The 23,746-nt window shown below is 71.3% G+C and carries 18 protein-coding genes; 10 read left to right on the top strand and 8 right to left on the bottom strand.

Annotated features, from left to right (window positions below; genetic code table 11):
• Window positions 1–62 precede the first annotated feature (62 nt).
• Window positions 63–3,665 carry a LamG-like jellyroll fold domain-containing protein gene (locus ACQCO7_RS02260; protein WP_464070177.1) on the bottom strand — a complete coding sequence of 1,201 codons (3,603 nt, stop codon included), beginning with the start codon at window positions 3,663–3,665 and terminating at the stop codon, window positions 63–65.
• Between the two features lie 292 nt (window positions 3,666–3,957).
• On the opposite strand from ACQCO7_RS02260, the gene ACQCO7_RS02255 reads away from it, so the two are divergent.
• The 6 genes from ACQCO7_RS02255 to ACQCO7_RS02230 all read left to right on the top strand — a co-directional run bounded on the left by ACQCO7_RS02255 (window position 3,958) and on the right by ACQCO7_RS02230 (window position 10,908).
• Window positions 3,958–4,977, top strand: a complete 1,020-nt coding sequence (locus ACQCO7_RS02255; protein ID WP_464070176.1) for a LacI family DNA-binding transcriptional regulator — start codon at window positions 3,958–3,960, stop codon at window positions 4,975–4,977.
• A 59-nt stretch (window positions 4,978–5,036) separates the two neighbouring features.
• Window positions 5,037–6,287 carry a sugar ABC transporter substrate-binding protein gene (locus ACQCO7_RS02250; RefSeq protein WP_464070175.1) on the top strand — a complete coding sequence of 417 codons (1,251 nt, stop codon included), beginning with the start codon at window positions 5,037–5,039 and terminating at the stop codon, window positions 6,285–6,287.
• Window positions 6,288–6,295: 8 nt separating this feature from the next.
• Window positions 6,296–7,225, top strand: a complete 930-nt coding sequence (locus ACQCO7_RS02245; RefSeq protein ID WP_464070174.1) for a carbohydrate ABC transporter permease — start codon at window positions 6,296–6,298, stop codon at window positions 7,223–7,225.
• Window positions 7,222–8,031 carry a carbohydrate ABC transporter permease gene (locus ACQCO7_RS02240; protein WP_464070173.1) on the top strand — a complete coding sequence of 270 codons (810 nt, stop codon included), beginning with the start codon at window positions 7,222–7,224 and terminating at the stop codon, window positions 8,029–8,031. The genes ACQCO7_RS02245 and ACQCO7_RS02240 overlap by 4 nt, the downstream gene beginning before the upstream one ends.
• 67 nt (window positions 8,032–8,098) lie before the next feature.
• On the top strand, window positions 8,099–9,823 hold the full coding sequence (locus ACQCO7_RS02235) for an MGH1-like glycoside hydrolase domain-containing protein (protein WP_464070172.1): 1,725 nt from the start codon (window positions 8,099–8,101) through the stop codon (window positions 9,821–9,823).
• Window positions 9,824–9,933: 110 nt separating this feature from the next.
• Complete coding sequence (locus tag ACQCO7_RS02230) at window positions 9,934–10,908, top strand: ArsR/SmtB family transcription factor (RefSeq protein WP_464070171.1); 975 nt, start codon at window positions 9,934–9,936, stop codon at window positions 10,906–10,908.
• 124 nt (window positions 10,909–11,032) lie between these two features.
• On the opposite strand, the gene ACQCO7_RS02225 is transcribed toward ACQCO7_RS02230, so the two are convergent.
• Entirely contained in the window at window positions 11,033–11,617 is a 585-nt protein-coding gene (locus ACQCO7_RS02225; protein WP_464070170.1) for a DUF1707 SHOCT-like domain-containing protein, read from the bottom strand.
• 197 nt (window positions 11,618–11,814) lie between these two features.
• Between ACQCO7_RS02225 and ACQCO7_RS02220 the strand changes: the two genes are divergently transcribed.
• The 4 genes from ACQCO7_RS02220 (at window position 11,815) to ACQCO7_RS02205 (ending at window position 17,424) form a co-directional block, all read left to right on the top strand.
• On the top strand, window positions 11,815–12,372 hold the full coding sequence (locus ACQCO7_RS02220) for a hypothetical protein (protein ID WP_464070169.1): 558 nt from the start codon (window positions 11,815–11,817) through the stop codon (window positions 12,370–12,372).
• The gene (locus ACQCO7_RS02215; protein ID WP_464070168.1) at window positions 12,369–12,917 is read left to right on the top strand and encodes a hypothetical protein; all 549 of its coding nucleotides are present in this window, start codon (window positions 12,369–12,371) and stop codon (window positions 12,915–12,917) included. Before ACQCO7_RS02220 ends, ACQCO7_RS02215 begins: the two co-directional genes overlap by 4 nt.
• 610 nt (window positions 12,918–13,527) lie before the next feature.
• Window positions 13,528–16,377, top strand: coding sequence for an aminotransferase (locus ACQCO7_RS02210; protein ID WP_464070167.1), 2,850 nt, complete (start codon window positions 13,528–13,530; stop codon window positions 16,375–16,377).
• 81 nt (window positions 16,378–16,458) lie between these two features.
• Window positions 16,459–17,424: an aldo/keto reductase gene (locus ACQCO7_RS02205; protein WP_464070166.1), complete on the top strand. Its 966-nt coding sequence runs from the start codon at window positions 16,459–16,461 to the stop codon at window positions 17,422–17,424.
• Window positions 17,425–17,426: 2 nt separating this feature from the next.
• Here ACQCO7_RS02205 and ACQCO7_RS02200 read toward each other — a convergent pair whose 3' ends face one another.
• The 6 genes from ACQCO7_RS02200 to ACQCO7_RS02175 all read right to left on the bottom strand — a co-directional run bounded on the left by ACQCO7_RS02200 (window position 17,427) and on the right by ACQCO7_RS02175 (window position 23,659).
• Window positions 17,427–17,981: an SMI1/KNR4 family protein gene (locus ACQCO7_RS02200; RefSeq protein WP_464070165.1), complete on the bottom strand. Its 555-nt coding sequence runs from the start codon at window positions 17,979–17,981 to the stop codon at window positions 17,427–17,429.
• Window positions 17,978–19,072, bottom strand: a complete 1,095-nt coding sequence (locus ACQCO7_RS02195) for a hypothetical protein (RefSeq protein WP_464070164.1) — start codon at window positions 19,070–19,072, stop codon at window positions 17,978–17,980. The genes ACQCO7_RS02200 and ACQCO7_RS02195 overlap by 4 nt, the downstream gene beginning before the upstream one ends.
• A complete protein-coding gene (locus ACQCO7_RS02190) occupies window positions 18,978–19,691 on the bottom strand; it encodes an acyltransferase (RefSeq protein ID WP_464070163.1) in 714 nt (237 codons plus the stop codon). Before ACQCO7_RS02190 ends, ACQCO7_RS02195 begins: the two co-directional genes overlap by 95 nt.
• Before the next feature lie 15 nt (window positions 19,692–19,706).
• Window positions 19,707–20,564 carry a DUF3592 domain-containing protein gene (locus ACQCO7_RS02185; RefSeq protein ID WP_464070162.1) on the bottom strand — a complete coding sequence of 286 codons (858 nt, stop codon included), beginning with the start codon at window positions 20,562–20,564 and terminating at the stop codon, window positions 19,707–19,709.
• Between the two features lie 10 nt (window positions 20,565–20,574).
• On the bottom strand, window positions 20,575–21,636 hold the full coding sequence (locus tag ACQCO7_RS02180) for a hypothetical protein (RefSeq protein ID WP_464070161.1): 1,062 nt from the start codon (window positions 21,634–21,636) through the stop codon (window positions 20,575–20,577).
• Window positions 21,637–21,952: 316 nt separating this feature from the next.
• A complete protein-coding gene (locus ACQCO7_RS02175; protein ID WP_464070160.1) occupies window positions 21,953–23,659 on the bottom strand; it encodes a cellulase family glycosylhydrolase in 1,707 nt (568 codons plus the stop codon).
• Window positions 23,660–23,746: the final 87 nt, after the last annotated feature.

Here is a 23,746-nt window from a genome sequence, read left to right as displayed (position 1 = left end):
CGGCCCTCACCCGCTCCGGGGCCTGGAGCGGGTGAGGGCGACTCATCGCGGTCTAGTCTCGGTCAGTGCACCTCCCGCGCGTACGGCGCCACGTCGATCCGGTCGATCAGCGGCGCGTACCGGGAGCGGAGCAGCACTCCCGGGAAGGTGTCCGAGGCGTACGTCGTTCCGTCGAAGTTGGGGAGTTCCTCCGAGCGGAAGGACACCTTGTTCGCCCCCTTCTCCAGCTGGACCGCAACCGTCAACTCCCAGAAGTTGTCCTGGTGGAAGGTGTGCGGGAAGGTCACGCGGCGGATGGGGCCGCCGTTGATCGAGAGGTCCGCGTGGCGGGTCAGGGGGTCGGGGTTGTAGTGGGTCGCCGGGGACTGTTCCGGGTTGGAGTAGCGGATGCGGAGGGCGTACAGGCCGGGCTTGTCCGCCGTGACGGTGAACGTCGCCGTGTTGGTGTTGCCCGGATCGCCGCCGACTCCGGTGATCGCCGTTCCCGCGCTCGCGAGCGGCAGGGAGACGAGGTTCGCCGAACCCGCGAGGACGGCGTCCCGCGCCTCGTACGTACGGACCGGCAACCGGCCCTCGGTTGACGTCACCGTCAGGCGGTCCACCAGCGTCGGGACCGAACTCCCGGTCACCGTCACCTTGTTGACGCCCCCGGAGAGGGACACCGCGACGGCCCGCTTGCCCGGGGTGAGGCGCAGGACGTCGTTGCCGTTGACGGACAGCCGCGCACCGGCGCCGCCGAGGGAGTCGACGGTGAGCGTGGCCTCGCGGTCGGCGGGGGAGTAGACCCAGAACGTGGCCGTCTGGCCCCGCCCGACCTGGGCGCCGCCGGACCCGGTGAGCGCGGGCCCGTACACGGGCCGGGCGCCACCGCTCAGCCACGCCAACTCACCCTCGTACACCCGGGTGTCGGCGGAAGCCGACGGGAGGGCCAGCGTCAGGCGGTCGACGATCGCGTCACCCTTCGTCGCGCGCTTGCCGTCGAGGCTCTTCGCGGCGAGGGTCAGGGTGTGCCGGCCCTTGGTGAGCTGGACCTTCGTGTCGGTGTGGTCCCAGACGACCCACTTGTAGCCGAGGGGGAGGTACACCTCCTGTTCGGCGGCGCCGTCGACGCGCAGGAAGACGTTCGTGGGGCCCTGTTCCTGGACCTTGTCGTACGTGTTGAGGGAGTTGGCGAAGACGCTCAGGTCGTACGCGCCGTCCTCGGGCACGTCGACCGTGAAGTCCAGGGTGACGTCGGAGCCGGTGCGCAGCCCGCCGACGTCGTACCCGCCGGACGTGTAGAACTTCGAGACGTCGCTCGTCGACCCCTCGGGCCCGTTCTTCGTCCAGCCCGAACCCGTGTGCGCGGCGTCCTCCGCCTCGTACGACCCCTGCCAGCGCACCGGCGCGGACTGGACGCCGCGCGCGTTGCCGGCCGGGGTGAGGACGATCTCGTACGCCGAGGACTCCTTGAGCGCGCCGAAGTCGACGGAGACCGTCCCGTCGGCCGCGACCTTCAGGTTCTGCTCACTGAGCAGCTTCGGCCCGGAGTTGTCCCCGATCTGCCCGCTCCACTCGATCTCCCGTACCCAGGCGTGGACTTGGGAGCCGAACACCTTGCGCGGAACGCCGGCGAACGTGATGTGCCCCTTGCCGCTCGACCCGCCGAAGATGAGCCGCGCCTGCTTCTTGGCCGCGTCGAGCGTGGCGACACCCTGCATCGTGTAGTTCTGGCCCGGGAAGGGCGGGTTCACGGCGACGGTGTGCCCGCTCATCGAGGCGTACGCGTTCAGCAGCCACCACTGCCCGTTGCCCCGGTTGGACTGCACGGCGGAGTCGGAGAGGTTGCCGTCGATGTTCCAGTACGCGATGTCCGCGTCGACCTTGGACTCCTCGATCGCGGACACCCACTGGATCATCTGCCCGGGCACCGAGGTGTGGTAGTTGAAGGCGTACTCGTTGATGTTGATGGGCAGCGGCCCGATCCCCAGCTCCTTCTCCCAGGCACGGTACTTGGCGACACTCTGCCGCACCGCCTCCGGGTGGCTCAGCTCGTGCCAGGTGACGACGTCGGGCAGCGTCCCGGCGGCCTTGGCGTGCGTGAGGAACCCCTTCACCTGGTCGTACAGGACGCTGGTGTTGGGGCCCGCGATCCGCGCGTCCGGCATCCTGCCCTTGATGAGCTTGTACGCGGAGTCCCACGCGGCGAAGTAGTCGGCGGGGTCCGTCAGCCAGCTGACCTTGTCGTAGCTCCACTCGCCGGTCCCGAACATGTTGCCCTCGGGCTCGTTGAACGGCACGAAGACGATGTTGTCCCGGTATTTCTCCGGCAACCGGAGGACCTGGTCGACCTGCTTGGCGATCTTCTCCTCGTACAGCTTCAGCTTCTCGCCGGGCGTGTCACCGGGCCACTGGTACGGGAAGCCGCGGTGGATGTCGGTCATGTAGATGTAGACGTCGCCGTCCGTGGAGTCGGCGAGCGGCTTCACGACCTCCAGCGCGTCGGCGCCCGGATGCTGGGGCCCGTCCTGCGCCTTGGTCGAGACGGTCCGCAGGCCCATGCCCTCGATGAGGTTGTTGGTCGGGACGTCCGGGCCGTACACCCCGTACAGCGTCCCCGAGGCGCCGCCGTGGAACGCGCCCGTGTCCGAGGCGAGGTCCACGGTCAACTGGCCTTCGCGTACGACCGTGACGGTCGCCGTGACGGCGCGCCCGGCGGCGGTCCCGGCCACCGTGAAGGTGCCGGGGGCGGCGTACTTGTCGGCGGGGACGGCGTCCCAGGTGATCGGGGCGTCGCGGTCGTAGCCGTCGGAGAAGGAGGCGCGGGCGGCGGGCGGGAGCGCCGGGGCCTTGCCGGTCGTCGTACGGACGGTGAAGGCGGTCTGCGAGAGCTGCGTCATGGTGGGAAGTGTGCCGATCTGGCCCGCCACCTGTTCGGGCGTGAGGGCCGTGTGCCAGACAGCGAAGTCGTCGATCGCGCCCTTGAGGAGCGGGTCCGGGTAGAAGGACTTGCCGATGTAGCCGGCGGCCGTCGCCGAACTCGCCAGCAGGTCCTTCGCCTTGACGCTGGTCGGCGCCGAGGAGACGGCGACGCCGTCGAGATAGGTGGTGACGCGGCCGGCGGCCGTGTCGAGGGTGACGGTGACGGTCCGCCACTGGTCGGCGGGGAGCGGGGCGTACCCGGAGACCTGCGCCTCGCCGCCACCGCCGCCCGTGGTCACGGCCGTGCGCAGCACGCTGCCGTTCGAGGGGGTCGTGAACAGGTACGTCGACGTGTCGGTGCCGAGGTCGAAGAGGCGTTGCCAGGACGAGGCGTCGGTGCCCCACTTCACGCGGGCCGAGACCGTCAGGTCGGCGGCGTCGGCGAGGACTTCGCGGGGCAGGCGGACGTACGCGCCGGTCGAGGTGGGCGCGCCGCCGGGCAGGGCGAGGGCCTTGCCGCCGTCGGCGCCGGTGACGGACTGGGCGGTCGACGGGTTGACGAGGGTCGCCGTGAGGTTGTTGCCGGAGGTGTCGGTGATCTTGCCGGAGGCGGTGTCGTCCTGGTCGAAGGTGTAGTGGGCGACCGGGGCGGGGGCGTCGGCGGCCTGGGCGGGTACGGCGGGCGAGGCCAGGAGGCCCGCGCCGAGGGCGAGTGCCACGGCGGCGGGGGCGCGGCGCCGGGGGGATCTCTCAGGGGATGGCATGGATCGCGTCCTCAATCCTTGGGGTTGTCGAACCGGTTCGCATCACTGACCTGGAGCGGAGAGGGCAGGGGTGTCGGGGGCGCGGAAGGATCAGTTCATCGAACCGGTTCGGGAAGCTAGCACCGGCGCGACTGCCCGGCAATCCCCCTGACAAGGCTTGTTTCCGGCATCCACGAAGTCCTGTCAGAGGTGTTGACACCCGCTCGGCCGCTCCCTACCTTCACTTCACGCGAACCGGTTCGACAACTCCCGGTCCGTCGCCGAACCGGTTCGACCCAGACGGAGGAGTCCCGTGAACATCGGTGAGATCGCCCGCCGGGCCGGTGTCTCCCGGAGCACCGTCTCGTACGCCCTCAGCGGCAAGCGCCCCGTCTCCGACGACACCCGCCGCAAGATCCAGCGCGTCATCGACGAACTCGGCTACCGCCCCAACGCGAGCGCGCGGGCACTGGCCAACGGCCGGACGAACACCATCGGCCTGGTCTTCCCGCCCGCCGGCGACCACTACACCGGCATGCAGCTCGACTTCATCGGCAGCGTCGTCGAAGCGGCGGCCTCCTACGACTACGACGTCCTGCTGTCCCCCAGCGGCGTCGACAGCGACCGCTCCTTCCAGCGCCTCCTGGGAGAACGCCGCGTCGACGGCGCCATCCTGATGGAGATCCGCCTCCAGGACGACCGGGTCGACCACCTCGCCGCCCTCGACTTCCCGGCCGTCACCATCGGCCGTACCGCGCGCCCCGAGACGACCTGGTGGGTCGGCGTCGACCACACCGCGCTCGCGGCGGCCTGCGTCCACCACCTCGCCGACCTCGGCCACCGCCGCATCGCCCTGGTCAACCGCCCCTCCCAACTCCTGCGCGCCGGCTACGAGTCGGCGCACCGGGGACTCGACGGCTTCACGAAGGCCGCCGCCGAACGCGGGCTCGCCGTACGGGCGTACACCTGCGGGGACGACGCGGCGGCGGGGCAGGCGTGCGTGGAGCGGATGCTGTACGACGACCCCGCGACGACCGGGCTCGTCACGCTCAACGAGGCGTCCCTGGGCGGGATCTACCGGGGCCTCGCACAGTCCGGGCGCCATGTCCCGCGCGACTTCTCCGTCACCGGGGTCGTCGCCGCGCGCTGGGCGGAGACGGTGACGCCGCAGCTCACGGCGGCGGACGTGCCGGCCGAGGAGATGGGGCGGCGGGCCGTCGACCTGCTGGTCGAGCGGCTGGACCAGCCCGGCACGCCCCCTCGGCACCACCTGTTGACGCCGCCGATCTCGCTGCGGGCCAGCACCGGGCCCGCCACCCCGGCGATGCCGTAGCCGCCCGCACCGGCAGGCAGCCAGGCACACCCATCGATATTCACCGAAGGAAGCCCGCGATGAACACCTCCTCCAGACAACGCCGTCTGACCGCCGCCGTGTTGACCACCCTCGCCGTCGCCACGGCTGCCACCGCCTGCTCCTCCGGCTCGGGCAGCGACGACAGCAAGAGCTCCGACGGCGGCGGCACCTACACCGTCTGGGACCCCTACCCCCAGTTCGCCAAGGACTCGGCGTGGGTGAAGCTCCTCGACCGCTGCGGCACCGAGGCCGGCGTCAAGGTGAAGCGCACCGGCTTCGACACCAGCGACCTCGCCAACAAGACGCTCCTCGCGGCCCAGCAGGGCAACTCCCCGGACGTCCTCGTCGTCGACAACCCGGTCGTCTCCACCCTCGCCGAGGCGGGCGTCCTCACCACGACCGCCGAGAACAAGCTCGACACCTCCAAGGTCGACCCGAACCTCCTCGCCGCCGGACAGTCGGGCGGCAAGACGTACGGCACCCCGATCGGCGCCAACACCCTCGCCCTCTACTACAACAAGACCGTCCTGAAGGCCGCCGGCGTCGACGTCGCCACCATCAAGGACTGGCCCTCCCTGACCGCCGCCCTCGACAAGGTCAAGAAGGCCGGCAAGAAGGGCATCACCTTCTCCGCGATCGGCACCGAAGAAGGCAGCTTCCAGTTCCTGCCCTGGTACTGGGGATCCGGCGCCCAGCTCACCCAACTCGACTCCCCCCAGGCCGAGTCGGCGCTCACCCTCTGGAAGGACTGGCTGAAGAACGGCTACGCCCCCAACTCCGTCCTCAACAACACCCAGACCACGAGCTGGCAGGAGTTCGCGACCGGCGACTACGCCTTCGCCGAGAACGGCACATGGCAGCTCGCGAACGCCGAGAAGGCGGGCTTCGAGTACGGCGTCCTCCCGATCCCCGGCGCTTCGGCCGCGACCGCACCCGCCCCCACCGGCGGCGAGTTCGTCACCCTCCCCGTCCAGGACGACACCGGCCGCTACGCCACCTCGCAGCAGCTCGCGGCCTGCCTGACCAGTGAACAGGGCCTGTACGACACGGACTCCGCGCTCTCCTACGTCGCCCCCACCGCCGCCGTCCAGGCCAAGCAGGTCGCCGCGACCCCGGCGCTGAAGCCGTGGGTCGACGCCGTCAAGTCGGCCAAGGGGCGCACCAGCGACGACCTCGGCACCAAGTACCCGAAGATCTCCGAGCAGTTGTGGAAGGCCGTGCAGTCCGCGCTGAGCGGCTCCAAGTCGCCCAAGGACGCGCTGTCCTCGGCGCAGGGCGCGGTCAAGTGACGTTGCAGATGACCCGGGACCAGGTGTCCGTGAGGAAGGTGACCCAGCGCCGTCGGCCACGCTCCTCCCAGTGGGCGGCGTGGGCCTTCCTCACACCGGTCACCCTCTACCTCGTCCTCTTCTACGCCTATCCCCTCTACCGCAACCTCGATCTGAGCCTGAGGCACTACACCGTCCGCTCCTTCGTGAACGGCGACGCGCCCTTCACCGGGCTCGACAACTACCGGACCGTCCTCGACGACCCGACGTTCATGCCCGCGCTCGTCCACACGGTCCTCTTCACCGCCGTGAGCCTCGTCTTCCAGTACGCCATCGGGCTCGCCCTCGCCGTCTTCTTCAACCAGCACTTCCGGCTCTCCGCGACCCTGCGCGCCCTCTTCCTCGTCCCCTGGCTGCTGCCGCTCATCGTGTCCGCGTCCACCTGGTCGTGGATGCTCAACAGCGACTCCGGGATCGTCAACGCCGCGCTGAAGGCCGTCGGGCTCGGCTCGGTCAACTGGCTGACGTCGCCGTCCTGGTCGCTGGTCTCGGTGATCGTCGCGAACATCTGGATCGGCGTCCCGTTCAACCTGGTCGTGCTCTACAGCGGGCTCCAGTCCATTTCCGCGAACCTCTACGAGGCCGCCTCGCTCGACGGGGCGAATTCCTGGCAGCGGTTCTGGTCGATCACCTTTCCCCTGCTGCGGCCGGTCTCCGCGATCACGCTGCTGCTCGGGCTCATCTACACGCTCAAGGTGTTCGACATCATCTGGATCATGACCAAGGGCGGTCCGGCGGATTCGTCCACCACTTTCGCGACCTGGTCCTATCAGCTCGGATTCGGCAATCTGCTGCCCGCGTTCGGGCCCGGCGCGGCCGTCGGGAATCTGCTCGTCGCCGCCGCGCTGGTCTTCGGGTTCGTCTATCTGAGAGTTCAGCGGAAGCAGGCGATGTCATGAGAAAGGGCTGGAAGACCGGAATCGGGCTGATCCTGACCGGGGTGATGCTCTTTCCGGTCTACTGGATGGTCAACGTCTCGTTCACCCGGGACCAGGACATGCGCAAGAGCCCGCCGGACCTGCTGCCGCTGCACGGCACGCTCGACGGATACCGGACGGTTCTCGACGACCAGTTGCCCTATCTCGGGACGAGCCTTCTGATCGGGCTCGGGACGGTGCTCCTGACCGTCGCGCTGTCGGCTCCCGCCGGGTACGCGCTCGCCAAGCTGCGGCCCAGGGGCGGGGGCGTGCTGAGTTTCGTGCTGCTGGCCGCGCAGATGATTCCCGGGATCATCATGGCGATGGGGTTCTACGCGATCTATCTGCAACTCGGGGTGCTGCAATCCGTGCCCGGGCTGATCGTCGCGGACTCCACACTCGCCGTTCCCTTCGGGGTGCTCATCTTCACGGCGTTCATGTCCGGGATTCCCGGGGAACTGCTCCAGGCCGCGAAGACCGACGGGGCCGGGACACTGCGGACTTTCTGGTCCGTCGTGCTGCCGATGAGCCGCAATGCCGTGGTCACCGTTTCCCTGTTCGCTTTCCTCTGGTCCTGGTCCGACTTCGTGTTCGCGAGCACGCTCGTGAACGGCGGCGCGCACGAGCCGATCACGCTCGGGATCTATCACTACATCGGCAACAACAACCAGGAATGGAACGCGGTCATGGCCACCGCGGTCGTCGCGTCGCTCCCCGCCGCCGTGATTCTCGTCCTCGCTCAGCGTTATGTCGCCGCCGGTGTGACCGCCGGTGCGGTCAAGGACTGAAAACCCCCCGCCCCAGAAGCGCCGCAGAAACTGCCCCAGAAACTGCTCCAGAAACGAGTCTCCCCCCATGACCGCCGTCCCCTCCGGTCCGGCCTTCTCCGTCCACGACATTCCGTTCAGCTTCTCCGGCTCCTGGTTCGACGTGTCGCCCGTCGTCGCGGAGAAGACGTACGCCGACGACCTCCACCTCGTCTCGCACCAGAACGGCATGCACGGCGTCCTGCGCCTCGTCCCCCTCGACCCGGCGACCGGCGCCCGCGCCGAGACCCGTATCGAGGCCACGCCCGCCCTGCTGAGCTGGGCCGGTGCGGGCGGGCGCGTCGAACTCGCCTACGAGACGCCGGACACGCTGCGGCTGCGCGGGAACGGCCTGGGCCTCGGCGTCTACGCCGCCGCGCCGACGCTGACACCGTTCAGCGGGACGTACTTCTTCCCCGACCCGGCGACCGGCGCCCACGTCTTCACGTCGTACGAGACCGGGCGGCGCTACCGCGTCACGGTGCTGTCCGGCACCCTCGCCGACGTCACCGGCGCGCAGGCGCTGGGCGGTGCCGAGCGCGGGGTCGCCGTCGCGGGGGAGTGGGAGATCGCCGTCGAGGAGATCGACACCGCGCGTCCGGCGTACACGTCCTCGGCGTCCTTCGACGACGTGGTGCGGGGGGCGCGGGAGGCGTTCGCGTCGTTCGTCGACGCCGTGGCGCCCTGGCGCTCCGACGACACCCCGGCCGCCGAACTCGCCGCGTACGTCCTGTGGTCGGCGACCGTACGGCCCACCGGGCTCGTCACCCGGCCCGGCGTCCTCATGTCCAAGCACTGGATGGACAAGGTGTGGAGCTGGGACCACTGCTTCAACGCCCTCGCCCTCGCGCCGGGTTGCCCCTCCCTGGCGTGGGACCAGTTCGCGCTGCCCTTCGACCACCAGGACGCGAGCGGTGCGCTGCCCGACTCGGTCACGCACTCCGAGGTGCTGCGCAACTTCGTCAAGCCACCCATCCACGGCTGGGCGTTCGGCCACCTGCGCCGCCGGCTCGCCACACCCCCCACGCGGGACGAACTCACCGAAGCCTACGAGCGGTTGGAGCGCTGGACCGGCTTCTGGCTCACCGCACGCCGCGCCCCCGGCGCCGACCTGCCGTACTACGAGCACGGCAACGACAGCGGCTGGGACAACGCGACGGCCTTCGACCCCGAGCGGGTGGTCGTCACCGCCGACCTCGCCGCGTTCCTGATCCTGCAACTGCACGAACTCGCCGACCTGGCCCGGGAGCTGGAGAGACCGTCCGACGCGGCCCACTGGGCGCAGCTGGCCTCCCGGACCCAGGCGGCCCTCCTCGACCAGCTCTGGACCGGCGACCGCTTCGCCGCCCGCTCCGCCACCACCGGCGCCACCTGGACCAGCGCCGGACTCCTCGACCTCATGCCGATCGCCCTCGGCGAGCACCTCCCCGCGGACATCGCCGGCACCCTCGCCGACCGCATCAAGGCCCACCTCACGCCGTACGGCCTCGCCACCGAACTCACCGACTCCCCGCACTACTTGCCCGACGGCTACTGGCGCGGGCCCATCTGGGCACCGGCCACGATCCTCGTCGAGGACGGCCTGCGCCGCGCCGGCCACGAACGCCTCGCGGACGACATCAACGCGCGGTTCCGGGCGCTGTGCGAGACGCACGGGTTCGCGGAGAACTTCGACGCGCTGACGGGGAAGGGGCTGCGGGACCGGGCGTACACGTGGACGGCGTCGGCGTATCTGCTGCTGGCGGAGGCGTACGCGCGGCGCGCGGGCGACTGACGGGACAGGCGCGAGCACCGGCCCCGTACATGGCCGGTGATCCACTTGTGGCCGTACCCCCTCTCCCGGGATACCTGGTGTGTGCCCGCCATGGCCTGAGAGGGGAAACGGTGGCCTTCCGGATCCACTTGACGCACGACGACCTGCTCCGGGTGACCCTCGCGGACGGTCCCGCGCTCCTCACCGAGACCGTGACCAGCCTGCGCGTCCTCCAACAGCGCAGGCCGGGACCGATGCTGGGGCCCTGGCAGCGCTGGGCCCGGCAGCGGGTGCCGCGCTCGGTCCACGCGCTGCGCCCGCTGGTGACGCTGAAGCGGGCGATCCCCGACTTCCTCACCCCCGCCGGTGACCTGGGCCTCGACGAGGGCCTGGACGCGCTGCTGCACACGCCCGGACGGGTCCTGCGCGCCGACCTCGACGACTTCGCCCGCCTCACCGGCGCCCGCCTGCCGTCGTGGGCCGACGACCTGGCCGCCGGGTCCCCGCGCGCCCTCGACACGGTCGCGCGGGCCGTACGGGACTGGCACGAGGCGGCGATCGCACCGATGACCGCGCATCTGCGCGGTCGCGCGGAGGAGACCAGGTCGGCGTTGGCCCGCACCCTGCTCGCCCAGGGCCTCGACACGCTGCTCGGCGGCCTGCACCCCACGGTCACCTGGAGACCCCCGGTCCTGGAGATCGCCACCACCCGCCACGACCTCGACATCCCCCTCAAGGGCCACGGCCTGCGCCTGGTGCCGTCCCTGTTCGGCGGGCGGGACGTCTCGGTCCAGCACGCCCCCGAAGAGCCGCTCATCCTGTTCTACCCCGTCGCCCACGGCCCGCTCTGGACCCCCGGCCACCGGCCCGGCCCGCACGCGCTCGGCGCGCTCCTCGGTCCCACCCGCGCCGCCGTCCTGCGCGCCGTCGTCGCCGGACACGGCGTCACCAGCGCCGAACTCGCCCGCCGCGCCGAGATCTCCCCGGCCACCGTCTCCCACCACACGACCCTCCTGCGCGACGCCGGCCTCATCACCACCCGCCGCGAGGGCCCCCACGCCCACCACTTCCCCACACCTCTCGGCACGCACCTCACGAACGGCTGACCAGCACTCTTCGAACACCGTCCAAGCGGCTGGGCCGCCGGGCGCGCTCTCCCCGACCATGGAGACATCCGCCGGGGCCGGAGAGACACGGGGGACACGCGGACCTCTCCGGCTCCGGCGGACCTCAGCGCCCCAGCCACCTCCGTGCCGGGCGGATCACCACGCGGCCGAATGCCTTGTCGCCGGTGAGTTCGATGCGCAGGGCCGTGGGGGTGGAGTCGTCGCGGTGGCGGTACTTGACCTTCGCGTGCTGGACGCGGAGGGCGTCCGCGTCCACGACGATCCCGGGGCGGGTGATCAGGGTCAGGGTCTTGCCGTACACCGCCATGTCGATGTGCAGCGTGGGCTGAGTGATCTCCGCCTGCGTGAAGTCGAGCGTCACGTCGCACCACTGCGTCGCCAGCTCCAGACGGCGCGGTACGACCCAGCGGCCCACCCGCTCGACCTTGCTGAACGTCTGCTCGATACGCAGGACGTCCTTGACCTCGGCGACGGCCGTGCCGGAGGACGTGGAGACCGGGGGCAGGTCGGCGGTGAGGGCGGTGAGGTCGTCCATCGTGCGGGCGGACAGGGCGAGTTCGATGCGCTCGTCCAACTCGGCCGAGGTGAGGCGGCCGTCGCCGGCCGAGATGCGCAGGACGTCCACCACGTGGTCCCGGTCGGCGTGGGAGGCCCGCAGCTTCCCGGCGGCCGTGATCTCTTCCGGCATCGCTTCCGTCTCCGTCCTCTTGAGCGGTGTCCCGAGGCTGGAAGACTAACGCTATATCGCGATGGTCGTGCGGGTCGAGGGGACCGGGCGCTGGTCCCGGCCGGCTCCCGGCCGAGGCGGCGGGCGAGTTCGACGGGGCCGGCCCGGACGCTGAGGGACCGGTCGACGGTGCTGCCGGGCGTTCGCCTCTGAGAGAGATGACGCGGTGGTGGGCTGTCGCGGCTCTCGTGCTCGCCTCGACGGCCGCCGGAGTCGTCGCCCTCGTCGCCTTCGTGATGTGGGAGAGGCGCACCCCCGCCCCCCTCGTCGACCTCTCCCTGTTCAGGTCCGCCCGCTTCAACTCCGGCACCATACTCGGCACGGTCATCAACTTCACCATGTTGGGAGTGCTGTTCACGATGCCGCAGTACTACCAGGCCATCCCCGGCACCGATGCCATGGGCAGCGGCTTTAGGCTCCTGCCGATGGTCGGCGGCCTCCTCGGTGACCGGGCGACCCGGACGGTACGGGCGCGCCACGGCGCCGGACACGAACAGGTGGGCCGGGGTACGGCGCAGCGCCGTCCCCGTCCGGAGGAAGCTCGCCGACGACGCCGTCCGCACACCAGGGACCGTAGCCGGTCCGCGGTCTCCGGGTCGGCGTGCCGGCGGGCGGAGGACCGCGCGCTCGGCGCGGTGGTTCCGGCTGCGTACCCTCTTCCCGCCCGGGGGTGCGATGCTGGCGGACCAGGACGCACCGTGGGGGTCTGCCGATGAGGGCGCAAGACGCGGTGACGATCGCCGCCGCTGTGCTGGTTCCCGTCGTGACCGCGGTCGCGGGCGTGGTGAGTCTGCTGGCGCAGGACCGGCGGGTGCGCCGGTCGCGGGACGGCCGTCGTCGGCTGGCCTTCGAGGACGCGACACGGCAGGTGGCCTTCGCGGCCGAGTGGCTGAAGGCGAAGCAACTGACCGCCTCCACACCGGAAGCGCTCCAGGACCCGGCCACGGTGGCGAACCGCTGGCTGGACGAGGCAGCCGCACGGGTCTCCGCGGCGGAACAGCCCCCCACCGGCGAGGAACCGTACGTCTCGGTCGGCAGACTGCTGTTGCTCTACCGGCTGCGCCGCCGGTCCGCGCAGGCCATCCGGATCTGCTTCCACGTGGCGCTGGGCTTCATGGGCCTCGTGGTCATCGTCATGCTGAACGACGCCGAGAGCCGCCGCGCCGTCGGCTGGAACGTATCGCTGCTGGTCCTGTCCGGGGCGCTCGCGCTGTTCCTGCGGTTCTGGGCCGTTTCGGCGGACTCCCGGGACCGGAACTGACGCGTCAGCTGTCGTGGACCGACCCGCGCAGGCGACCCACACAGGCTGAGGAGGCAGGACGTGAGCGACACCGCGACGACCCTCGCCGAGAAGATCGAGGCCCTCTTCCGCATCGTGCGGCGCCCCAACCGCGAGCAGTTCAGCCATGAAGAGGTCGCCCGCGCCTGCCGGGAGGCGACCGGGGAGACCTTCTCCGCCACCTACCTCTGGCAGTTGAGGACGGGCCGCCGGGACAACCCGACGAAACGGCACATCGAAGCGCTGGCCCAGTTCTTCGACGTACCCGTGGCCTACTTCTTCGACGACGACCAGGGCGCCGCCATCGCACGGGAGCTGGAACTCCTCGGCGCGCTGCGGGACGCGGCGTGTGAGGCCGGGGCGGTCGACAGCCCTCAGCAGGCTGTCCGGCCCCGGTACAGCCCACCGACCGGGCCTGGGGAACGACCTTCGCCGCCGGTACCGGGCCCGCCCTCGCCGGTTGCCCGTCGCCTTCGAACCGGATCCCCGGCTCCGCACCGCCGCCTCGGCCGATCACGGTTGATACTGGCTCGACAGGAACCCGCCGATCCGGCGTCCCGTCGTCGGGCCGAGCCCAGAAGTGGAGCACTTCATGACCCTCCCCGACGAGGACTGGCTGGTCCGGCCCATGCCGGTGATCGACGAGTCGACGGTCACCGCGCTGCTCGCCGAACGGTTCGGTGTCCAGGGGGACTTGAAGGACCTCGGCAGCCAGCAGGACCGCAACTACCGGGTCGGCGCGTACGTCCTGAAGATCGCGAACCCGGCGACGGCGGTCGGCGCGCTGCGCGCCCAGTGCGCGGTGACCGAGCGGCTCGCGCAGGCGCTGCCCGATGTACGGCTGCCCCGGGCGCGCGCCGGGACCGACGGGGACGTCGTCCAGTGGCTGCCAATGGGGGAGGAGCAACTCGCCTGCCGGCTCCTCGAATACGTCCCCGGCGAGCCCATCATGGACAGCCGCTACCTCGCCCCGCCGGTCGTCGCCCGGCTCGGTGAACTCGCGGGGCGCGTGGTGACGGCGCTGGCCACCGCCGAGCCGGTCGAGCCGGAGGCGGGGCGGCTGTGGAACCTGTCGTACGCCGCCGAGGTGATCGAGGCGCTGGCCCCGCGCATGGCCGACCAGGAACGCGCCGCACGGGTGACCGCCGCCGCGCGGGCCGCCTGGGCGGTGGTCGAGCCGTACGCCGGGAGCCTGCCGGTGCAGGTGATCCACGGCGACCTCACGGACAACAACGTCGTCTGCGACACGGGGGCGGACGGCCGCCCGATGCCGGTCGGGGTCATCGACTTCGGTGATCTGGGGCCCGGTTGGGCGGTGTCGGAGCTGGCGGTCACCTGTACGTCGGTGCTGCACCACCATGGCGCGGGGCCGGTGTCGGTGCTGCCCGCCGTGGAGGCGTTCCGCGCGCAACGGCCGCTGTCCGACGCCGAGTCGGCGGTCCTGTGGCCGCTCGTGGTGCTGCGGGCCGGGGTGCTGGTGGTCAGCGGACAGTACGACGCCTCGCTGGACCCGGGGAACACGTACGCGTCGGACGCGCTCGAACGGGAGTGGGCGATGTTCGAGGCGGCGGTGTCGGTGCCGGTGGAGGTGATGACGGCACTGCTGGCGGGGGGTACGGCGGTCGGGGCCGTGCGCGGGCACCGGCTGCTGCCCGGGTTGCCGGACGACGTCCATGTGCTCGACCTCTCCGTGCACAGCGACGACCTGCACAGCGGGCGCTGGCGCGAACCCGGCATCGAGGCGGGGCTCGCCGAGGGGTACGCGACGGCTGTGACCCGGCACGGGGAGTTCCGGCTGACGCGGGCGGGCGGGGACACGTGCGCGCTCGGTGTCGAGGTGTACGGGGAAGGGGAGTTGGAGGTGCGGGCGCCCTGGGCGGGCACGGTCACGCGCACGGCGGACGGCGTCAGGCTCACCGGCGACGGTCCCGTCCTCTTCCTGGACGGCGTCGACCGGGTACCGGGCCAGGTCGGAGCCGGAGACCTCCTCGGCACCGCCTCCCGCCACCTCCACATCCAGCTCTGCACCCTCCCCGAAGCTGCCCTTTCTGAAGGCACCCACCCCGACAGCCCCAGCCCACCCCGCTTCGCCCCCGCCGAACTGGCCCCCGCCTGGCTGAAGTTGTGCCCCGACCCCACCCCCCTCCTCACCGCCACCCCCCACCCCGGACCACCCGAGACCCCCCTCCTGACCCGCCGCACCCAAGCCTTCGCCCCCGTCCAGGAGCACTACTACGCATCCCCGCCCCGCATGGAGCGAGGCTGGCGCCACCACCTCTTCGACACCGAAGCCCGCCCCTACCTCGACATGCTCAACAACGTCACCATCCTGGGCCACGGCCACCCCGCCCTCAGTGACGCGGTCCACCAGCAGTGGCGCAAGCTCAACACCAACTCCCGCTTCCACTACGCCTCGGTCGTCGAACTCTCCGAACGCCTCACGGAGTTGCTCCCCGAGGAACTCGACACCGTGTTCCTCGTGAACAGCGGATCGGAAGCGGTCGACCTGGCGCTGAGGCTCGCCTGGGCGGCAACCGGCAGACAGGACACCGTCGCCGTCGAAGAGGCGTACCACGGCTGGACGTTCGCCAGTGACGCCGTCTCCACCTCGATCGCCGACAATCCCAACGCCCTGACCTCACGCCCGAGTTGGGTCCACACGGTGGCGGCCCCCAACTCCTACCGGGGCCGCCACCGGGGCGAGGACGCCCACCGGTACGCCCCGGAGGCCGCCGCGCGCATCGCCGCCGTACGCCCCGGCGCGTTCATCTGCGAACCCTTCTACGGCAACGCGGGCGGTATGCCCCTCCCCGACGGTTACCTGGCGCAGGTCTACGAGGCGGTCCGCGAGGCCGGTGGCCTCTGTATCGCCGACGAGGTCCAGGTCGGCTACGGCCGGCTCGGCACCCACTTCTGGGGGTTCGAACAGCAGGGCGTCGTACCGGACATCGTCACCGTCGCGAAGGCGATGGGCAACGGGCACCCCCTCGGCGCGGTCGTCACGCGCCGCGAGATCGCCGACGCCTACCGCACGCAGGGCTACTTCTTCTCCTCGGCGGGCGGCAGCCCCGTCAGCTCGGTGGTCGGCCTCGCGGTCCTGGACGCGATGAGGGACGAGGGCCTCCAGGCCAACGCCCTTGACGTCGGCGGGTACTTGAAGGAGCAGCTCCGGCAACTCGCCGACCGGCACGAACTGATCGGCGCCGTCCACGGCTCCGGGCTCTACCTCGGCGTGGAGTTCGTCCGCGACCGTACGACGCTGGAACCGGCCACCGAGGAGACCGCCGCGATCTGCGAACGCCTCCGTGAACTCGGCGTGATCATGCAGCCGACGTCGGACCGGCAGTGCGTGCTGAAGATCAAGCCGCCGCTCTGTCTGACCCGGGACGACGCGGACGTGTTCGTCGCGGCCCTCGACGACGTCCTCACGCACGGCTGGTGACGAGGGTTCCCAGAACGGCCGCGCCGCCGGTACCGTCGTCGAAGATCACCAGGACCGCCGTACAGGAAGTCGGGACAGCACATGCGCAACCGCGAACTCGGCCGCACCGGCTCGACCGTGTCGGAGATCGGCTACGGCGCCTGGGGGCTGGGCCAGGGCGCCTGGGTCGGCGCCGACGACGACTCCGGCGTGCGCGCCCTGCACCGCGCGCTCGATCTGGGCGTCACCTTCATCGACACGGCCAGGGCGTACGACCGCAGCGAACGCGTCGTCGGACGCGCGTTGCGGGAGCGCCCCGGTGACAGCGTGTTCGTGGCGACCAAGGTCGGTCCGAAGGTGCCGGTGTCCCTCGCGGCCAGCGGACTCGACCCCATGGAGACCTTCCCCGGCGCGCACCTGCGCGAGAGCCTGGAGACGAGCCTGCGCGAACTCGGCCGTGACCACGTCGACCTGCTCCAGCTCCACACCTGGGAGGACGAGTGGACCGGCCGGGGTGACCTCCTGGAGACGGTCGCCGCGCTCAAGGACGAGGGAAAGATCCGGTACTTCGGCATCTCCGTCAAGGACCACCAGCCCGAGAACGTGCTGACCGTCCTGCGCACCGGCGTCCTCGACACCGTCCAGGTCATCCACAACATCTTCGAACAGGCCCCGGCGGACGCCCTGTTGCCCGCCTGCGAGGAGTACGGCGTCGGCGTCGTCGTCCGGGTCGCCCTGGACGAGGGCGCGCTCACCGGCACGATCCGTCCCGGTGTCACTTTCCCGGAGGGCGACTGGCGCAACTGGTACTTCCGCGAGGAGCGTCCGGCACAGGTCGCGAGCCGAGTGGACGCGCTGGTCGCCGAGTTGGGGATCGAGCCCGCCGAACTCCCCTCCGTCGCCCTGCGGTTCGCGCTCGCCGGGCAGGCGGTGTCCACGGTCATCGTCGGGATGCGGTCACTGGCGAACGTCGAGCGCAACGCGGCGCTCTCCGACGAACCCCCGCTGACCGCCGAGCAGTTGGCGATCCTCGCGAAGCACCGCTGGGAGAAGAACTTCTACAGCTGACGTCACCACCCGAGGCGGCCGTCCTCGACCTTGCCGTACTCGCGCATCCCGTCCGCGAGGGAGTCGAAGTAGGCGGCCAGCGAGTCGTGGACGCCGAACCTGTTCAGGTCGCCGTCGCTCCACCCGCCCACCTCGCCGGTCGAGGTGTCGAGGAACCTGCCGTAGAGCCAGTCCGTCTCGACGGCGAAGGGGATCCAGCCGGGGTGCCAGGTCAGGACCGCCGGGTCCGGGTCGGGGGACGGTTCCATCGCCTCGTACCCGGAACGCGTCCGGTAGACCTTGACGATCTGGTCGACCGACAGGAGATGCCAGCCGTGCGGCAGGAAGTGGCCGTCCGGCTCGGCGAGATGCCCGTTCGCCATGCGGACGCCGTCGTTGGTCAGCAGCCATGTCCACAGCTCCTGCGGGAAGCTCACGCCGAGCGACTCCTCGGCGTCGCTGATCTCCTTCGGGCGGGCGGGGGCGCGCAGGGAGGCCGCATTCCTGGGGGCGTGCTGGTCGAGCCACTCGGTGACGCGGGCCCAGGCCTGCCGTACGTTCTTGGCTTCTCGGTTCATCGGACGGCTCCGGCGGGTTCGGGGCGGTGGACGCCGCGTGGGTGGTAGCCGAGGGTGTCGGCGCGGCCGGTGAGGTCGGCCAGGTACCAGATGATGGCGAGCCACATCTCCGTACCTTGCAAGCCCGGTTCACCAGCGGCGAAGGCGAAACCCCGGCCGTCCTGCCAGCGGGGGAGGAGCGCGGCGAGCTGCCGCTCCGCCCAGGCCCGTACGTCCGCCGAACGGTATCCGTCGAGCTGGCGTCCGCACAGCCACAGGGGGTGCGCGACGTCCAGGACGTTGCACGCGTTGTCCCGGCCGGGGCCGAAGTGGCGGGGGTCGCGGGAGTGGTCGAGCACCGCGTCCACGACCCGCTCGGGGTGCGGGACCGGGAGGCCGAACTGGGCGAACGAGCCCCGGGTGAGGCGGTAGTACCCGTTCACGACCTGGAGGCGTCCGGCGCCGGGGGAGGGGGTGCCCCACAGGCCGGTCCACGGGTCGGCCCGGGTGAGCAGCCAGCCGAACAGGGCTTCCAGGGTGCCGGGTCGTACGCCGCCGGGCCGCCGGACGTCGCTGTCCTGACGTACGTCGCCCTGCCGCCGTATGTTCCAGTGCGCGGCCGTCGCCCACGCGTCGATCCACGCCCCGGCGCCCCACGCGCCGTCCCGCCAGGGCAACGCGTCGAGCCGTGCGGTGAGCTGACCGGCCGTCATGTCCCGGACGCCGCGCACCGGTCGAGGGAAGGCGGACCCCAGCAGGTCGAGCGCGTACCCCACGGACAGCACGTGATACAGCGCGGAACCGTCCCCGATGAACCCGTCGGCCCCGGGCACCGGCACCGCCTCACCGAACTCCGGCACGAGCCCCGTCCCCGGGTCCTGCGCACCGGCGAGCCGCTTCACGTGCTCCTCGGCCGTCAACTGCTCCGGCACGGCACCGAGAAGCAGATCCGCGATCTCGACGGCGTCACAGTGCGCGCGCAGCGTGGGCGCGGCCCCGGGCCGGTCGACGTACCGGTCACCGTCCCAGCACCGGCCGACGACGTCGGCGGCCTGAGCCCGGACGGTCTCGGCGAACCGGGCGAGCGGGTCGGCGCGCACAACGCCCGCCACAGCCGCTCCCGGAACCCCCGCCTTCACAGCCACTGCCTCCGCATCCCCCCCGCGCCACCGCCTTCACCTCCCGCCGATCCCGCAACGGCCGCGCCGGATTCCCCGCCGCCATCGTCCACGCCGGAAGATCCTTCGTCACCACCGCCCCGGCCCCGATCACACAGTGGTCCCCGATGGACACCCCGTCCACCACGACCACGTGCGACCCGATCCACACGTCGTCCCCGACGGTGATCCCCCGGCTGGTCAACGGCTGCTGGAACACCGGCCGGTCGGGCGCCATGGAGTGGTTGAACCCGAGCAGCGACGTATGCGCCCCGATCCGTACGCCGTTCCCGAGGACGACCGTCCCCCGCACCGTCGCGTACGGGTTCACCGTGCAGTCGGTCCCGGTCGTCAACTCCCCGGTGACATAGGCGTGCGCGGCGATGTACGAGTCGTCCCCGAGCCGCAGCCGGTCCGGGAAGAGAGCCGCCGAGCCGGCGACGTAACACCGCTCGCCGACCACGGTGTCCCCGCCGATACCGGCCTGCCGCTCCCGCTGGGCGGCACGCTCCTCGTCGGTGGCCTCGCCGGGGAACAGCCAGGGACAGTGGTCGAAACGCCGCTCCTGATCCATGCCGGTGAACGTACCTCAGACCAGCAGGACCGCCCCCGCCACCGCCGCTCCCGCCAGCACCGTCACCAGGAGGACGACGAGCGGCACCTCCCGGTTCTCGGAGCGGCGTGCGGCCACGGGGTCGAAGACGAAGCGGGCGGGGTCGGTGGGGTCGTGGTGGACGGTGACGTCACGGCCGTACGCGTCGGCAGGCTTCGGGATGCCGGACCGGCAGTGCGCCGTGACGGCCGTACCGTCGGCGGTCGTGAAGGCGACGACCGGCGTGATGGTGGTCGTGGTGCCGCCCTCGGAGTCCGTGCTGACGTCCTTGAGGACCGCGATCACCTTCCCCGGCACGGCGACCATCGAGGCCAGCCGCTCCTTGCGGACCCGGCTCTCCCGGACGTTCTCGGGCAGGTAGAGCGCGCCGATCACGGCCCACGGGCCGCAGAACCCGACCAGCGCCCACGGCCAGGCGTACTCGACCGCGAGATACACCACGACCCCGGCGTAGATCAGGAAGACCGCGAAGTTCGGCCAGCCCAGCCCCCGGCCGGGGTCGACGGGAGTGGTGGTGAACTCGTAGGCGTGCGGCCTGCCGCGCGGATGGCTGACCTCGATCTCCCGGCCCGTCCACGCCGCCGTGATCGTCTCGCCGCGCTCGCCCTCGTTCGTGACGGTGACCCGCTGCCCGGTCTCCGGTTCGACGTAGGAGACGACCACGGACACCCCGTCCCGGCGCGACCCCCCGTGCTTCGGCTGCCGCACCAGGTCGATGCGTCCGGGCGCCCGCACCGTGCGCTGCGCCTTGGTCATCCCGGACAGGGACCTGCCGTACCCGGCCAGCGCGGCCACCCCCAGCACCGCGCACCACACCGCGAGGTAGACCTCCATGCGCCCTCCCTCACCCTCGACGTACGACCTTGCCCGCCCCGTCCGCCTCCAGCGACTTCGTGCCGCCCCGCCCGGTCACCGTGACCTTGAGCGCGGCACCGTCGGCGGTGAGCTGCCAGGTGCGCGGCGCGCCGAGCCCGGACCCGGCCTCCTCGACCAGCGCGGGGACGCGGTCGAAGGGCAGGGACCGGGGATCGAACCCGGTGGCACCGTCATCGGGGGAGAAGACGACCGTCAGCAGCCGTTCCTGTACGACGACGGTGATCGCCCTGCGGTGGTTCCCCTGATCCAACGACTCGACCGACCGGCGCAGTACACCGGGGTCGAGCATCGACTGGTTCGGGCCGAGGGCGACGGTCCCGGTGGACGAAGTGACGGTCGACGTGATCGACGTGGTCGACGATGACGACGACGAGGACGCCGACGGATTCGCGGGGGAGCCGGAGTCGAACAGGTCGCCCCGGAACCCGTACACCACGGCCGCCGCCCCCAGCAGCAGCGCGACCAGCGTGACGAACCCGGTCGCGCACCCCTTCGTCGGACTGCTCTCCATGACCGGACCCGGCACCGAGTCCAGGCGCGCGTCCGCCGCCCGCTCCTCCCACTCCGGCGTCGGCCGCTTCACGATCCGCACCTTCCACGGCTCGTCCGGCGGATACGACACCACCACGACGTCGCGCGGCCGGTAGTCGGGCAGGTCGGCGAGGTTGATGGACTGCCGGAACCGCACCCGGTAGGCGTACGCCTCGTCCGGCGCGACCGTCACCTCGAACTTCACCGGCACATCGCTCGTCTCACCCCCGACGGCCTCCACGCTCTCGATCATCGCGAGCGCCGTACGCGGCGCCACGGCCCGCTCCCGCGCCCGGGCCGGCGCACCGGCGAGCAGCACCAGCAGCCCGTACACGGTCGGCAGGACCAGCGCCCCCACGGTCACCGGCACCCGCCCGATGACGATCCCGACGACGAACGCGGCCAGCGACACCCCGATCACCCCGCCGGTCAGCGCCCCCCGGACGAGCTCCAACGGCGTGTCGTGCTGAGGCGGCGCCGCGCCCCCGGTGATCGTCATGGCCCGATTGTGCTGGCTGCGGGTGACGTCCGACAGACCTTCCGAAGAAGGAAATGTCACCAGTCCGTCCCGGTGCGACGACGCGGGGATGGCGAAGGTGCGCACCCCCGCGGGCACGGTCCGAGGAAGCCGGGAGAACGGCCTCGCCGTCTTTTGGGGCATCCCCTACGCCCAGGCCCCCGGGGGCGTAACTCTCGACCACGGGGCGGTTGCGGGACCGTGTCGTGAGCATCCGCTCGAAGAAGCCGCGCCTGACAGAGGTCCTCCGTGGAGGTCGTCCCCGAGGACGGCGCGTCACGGGCAGGCGCTCCGTCCCCTAGGCGGTCCCGGTCACCACCCCACCCGTCCTGACGACGTGGTACGTGACTGTCGCCCCGCTCCAGAAGTGGAACGTCAGCGTCGCCCGGGCGTCGTCCCGCAGGGAGTTGGCGAAGTCGGCGGTGAGTTTGACCGAGTCGGAGGTGTACGCCGTGAAGGCGCTGTCCCACTGCTGGTACGGAGTCCAGTTCGCCGGGCCCGCGTTCGTGCCGTCGTCGTAGCGGGCCTCCATCGTGGCGAGCTGGTCGCCGTTGAACTGGGTCGGGATGCTCAAGCCGCTGGTGTTTCCGGAGGAGTCGGAGAGCACCGGGGTGTCGTACGTGACGATGTCGATCCGCCAGGGGACGCCTCGCGAGAAGCGCGCCTGGAGAGTCGCGTTGAGGCCGTACGCGCGGTTGCCCGCGAGTTCCGTCAAGGCGGTTGCCGTGAGCGTGAGCTGGTTGCCGGAGAGGGTGTAGTCGCGGCCCTGGAGGAGGTTGCGGGAACCGACGCGCAGGCCCTGGAAGGTGGTCGTGTTGGGGTTGAGGGTGATCGTCCGGGCCGCGATCGGGGCCGACTTGGGGAGGAAGACCTGATCCGTGGAGGCGGTGCCCGAGCGGGTCGTCCAGCTCGACTTGATCTGGGCGAAGAGCTCGGGGTCGCGCCACTGGAGGGTGCCCCGGTTCAGGAACTGGCCCGCGTCCCACAGCATCGTCGTCAGCCGGCGTTCGCGCGCGTAGTTGCCGAGGTACTCGAAGTACTTGCGCACCTCGCCGCGTTCGATGATCCCGGGCCGGGTGTGGTCGTACGCGAGGAGCGCGTACTCGCCGATGATGACGGGCACGCCGTGCGCGGTGAACGCGTTGTACGCGCGGTCGAACGAAGCGGTGAGGTCCTGCTCGGAGGTCGCGTCGAAGCGCGTGTACCCGGCGATGTTCACGCTGAACGGCCACCAGCCGTAGAAGTGGATGGTGGTGGCGATCATCGGGTCGCGCAGGGCGGTGAGTTCGGCGGTGAGCGCGTCCAGGCGGCCCTGGTCGGAGTTGGTGTAGAGGGTCGGCAGGACGAGCAGCCGGTCCGTGTTGCCGCCGCCGGACGCGCGGACGGCCGTGTGGAAGGCGCGGTTCAGCTCGGCGAGGAGACGGTAGCTCTGGTCGTCGCCCGAAGTGCCGGTGAACGTGGGCTCGTTGACGCTCTCGAACGCCAGCTTGGGGGAGCGGTCACGGAACGCGGCGGCGATCTGCGTCCAGGTCGCGGTGTAGCGGGCGAGGACGTTGTCGTGGTCGGTGGGCAGCGTGTTGAGCCACATCCACGAGTCGTGGTGCATGTTCAGCAGGACGTACAGGTTCTCGTCGAGCGCCCAGTCGACGACCTGCCGGACCTTGCCCAGCCAGACGGGGTCGATGGTGTAGCCGGGGGCGCCGCCCTGGTGGCCGCTCCAGGTGACGGGGAGTCTGATGCTGCGGAACCCCTGCGACTTGACCCGCTGGAGAAGGGCCCGGGTGACGGGCGGGTTGCCCCAGGACGTCTCGTCGGGGATCGCGTCGTACGTGTTGCCGAGGTTCCAGCCCGGCTGCATCGCCGCGACCGCGCCGCGGGCGGCGGCGGAGGCGGGCGGGGGCGGATCGGCGGCGTGCGCGGTGGTCGGCAGCAGGGGGAGCAGGAGGAGCGCCAGCAGGAGGGCCGCGAGCCGTGGCAGGGTTCGCCGGCGGAGGAAGTTCGCCATGTGCACCTTCCGGACGGTGGGGGTGCGGGACCTGCCGGGACGCGGGCCGCTCCCGGTGGGCCGCCGCTCAGGAAGCCGGTGCGAAGG

This window comes from Streptomyces saintjeani (assembly GCF_055409605.1).
The sequence above is the reverse complement of the archived record's forward strand: the minus strand, read 5'-3'. Positions and strand labels throughout refer to the sequence as shown.

Coding starts and splice junctions, on each gene's coding strand:
- ACQCO7_RS02260 (WP_464070177.1), bottom strand. CDS start 3,665: ATGCCATCCCCTGAGAGATCCCCCCGGCGCCGCGCCCCCGCCGCCGTG.
- ACQCO7_RS02250 (WP_464070175.1), top strand. CDS start 5,037: ATGAACACCTCCTCCAGACAACGCCGTCTGACCGCCGCCGTGTTGACC.
- ACQCO7_RS02245 (WP_464070174.1), top strand. CDS start 6,296: ATGACCCGGGACCAGGTGTCCGTGAGGAAGGTGACCCAGCGCCGTCGG.
- ACQCO7_RS02240 (WP_464070173.1), top strand. CDS start 7,222: ATGAGAAAGGGCTGGAAGACCGGAATCGGGCTGATCCTGACCGGGGTG.
- ACQCO7_RS02235 (WP_464070172.1), top strand. CDS start 8,099: ATGACCGCCGTCCCCTCCGGTCCGGCCTTCTCCGTCCACGACATTCCG.
- ACQCO7_RS02225 (WP_464070170.1), bottom strand. CDS start 11,617: ATGCCGGAAGAGATCACGGCCGCCGGGAAGCTGCGGGCCTCCCACGCC.
- ACQCO7_RS02220 (WP_464070169.1), top strand. CDS start 11,815: ATGACGCGGTGGTGGGCTGTCGCGGCTCTCGTGCTCGCCTCGACGGCC.
- ACQCO7_RS02215 (WP_464070168.1), top strand. CDS start 12,369: ATGAGGGCGCAAGACGCGGTGACGATCGCCGCCGCTGTGCTGGTTCCC.
- ACQCO7_RS02210 (WP_464070167.1), top strand. CDS start 13,528: ATGACCCTCCCCGACGAGGACTGGCTGGTCCGGCCCATGCCGGTGATC.
- ACQCO7_RS02205 (WP_464070166.1), top strand. CDS start 16,459: ATGCGCAACCGCGAACTCGGCCGCACCGGCTCGACCGTGTCGGAGATC.
- ACQCO7_RS02200 (WP_464070165.1), bottom strand. CDS start 17,981: ATGAACCGAGAAGCCAAGAACGTACGGCAGGCCTGGGCCCGCGTCACC.
- ACQCO7_RS02190 (WP_464070163.1), bottom strand. CDS start 19,691: ATGGATCAGGAGCGGCGTTTCGACCACTGTCCCTGGCTGTTCCCCGGC.
- ACQCO7_RS02185 (WP_464070162.1), bottom strand. CDS start 20,564: ATGGAGGTCTACCTCGCGGTGTGGTGCGCGGTGCTGGGGGTGGCCGCG.
- ACQCO7_RS02180 (WP_464070161.1), bottom strand. CDS start 21,636: ATGACGATCACCGGGGGCGCGGCGCCGCCTCAGCACGACACGCCGTTG.
- ACQCO7_RS02175 (WP_464070160.1), bottom strand. CDS start 23,659: ATGGCGAACTTCCTCCGCCGGCGAACCCTGCCACGGCTCGCGGCCCTC.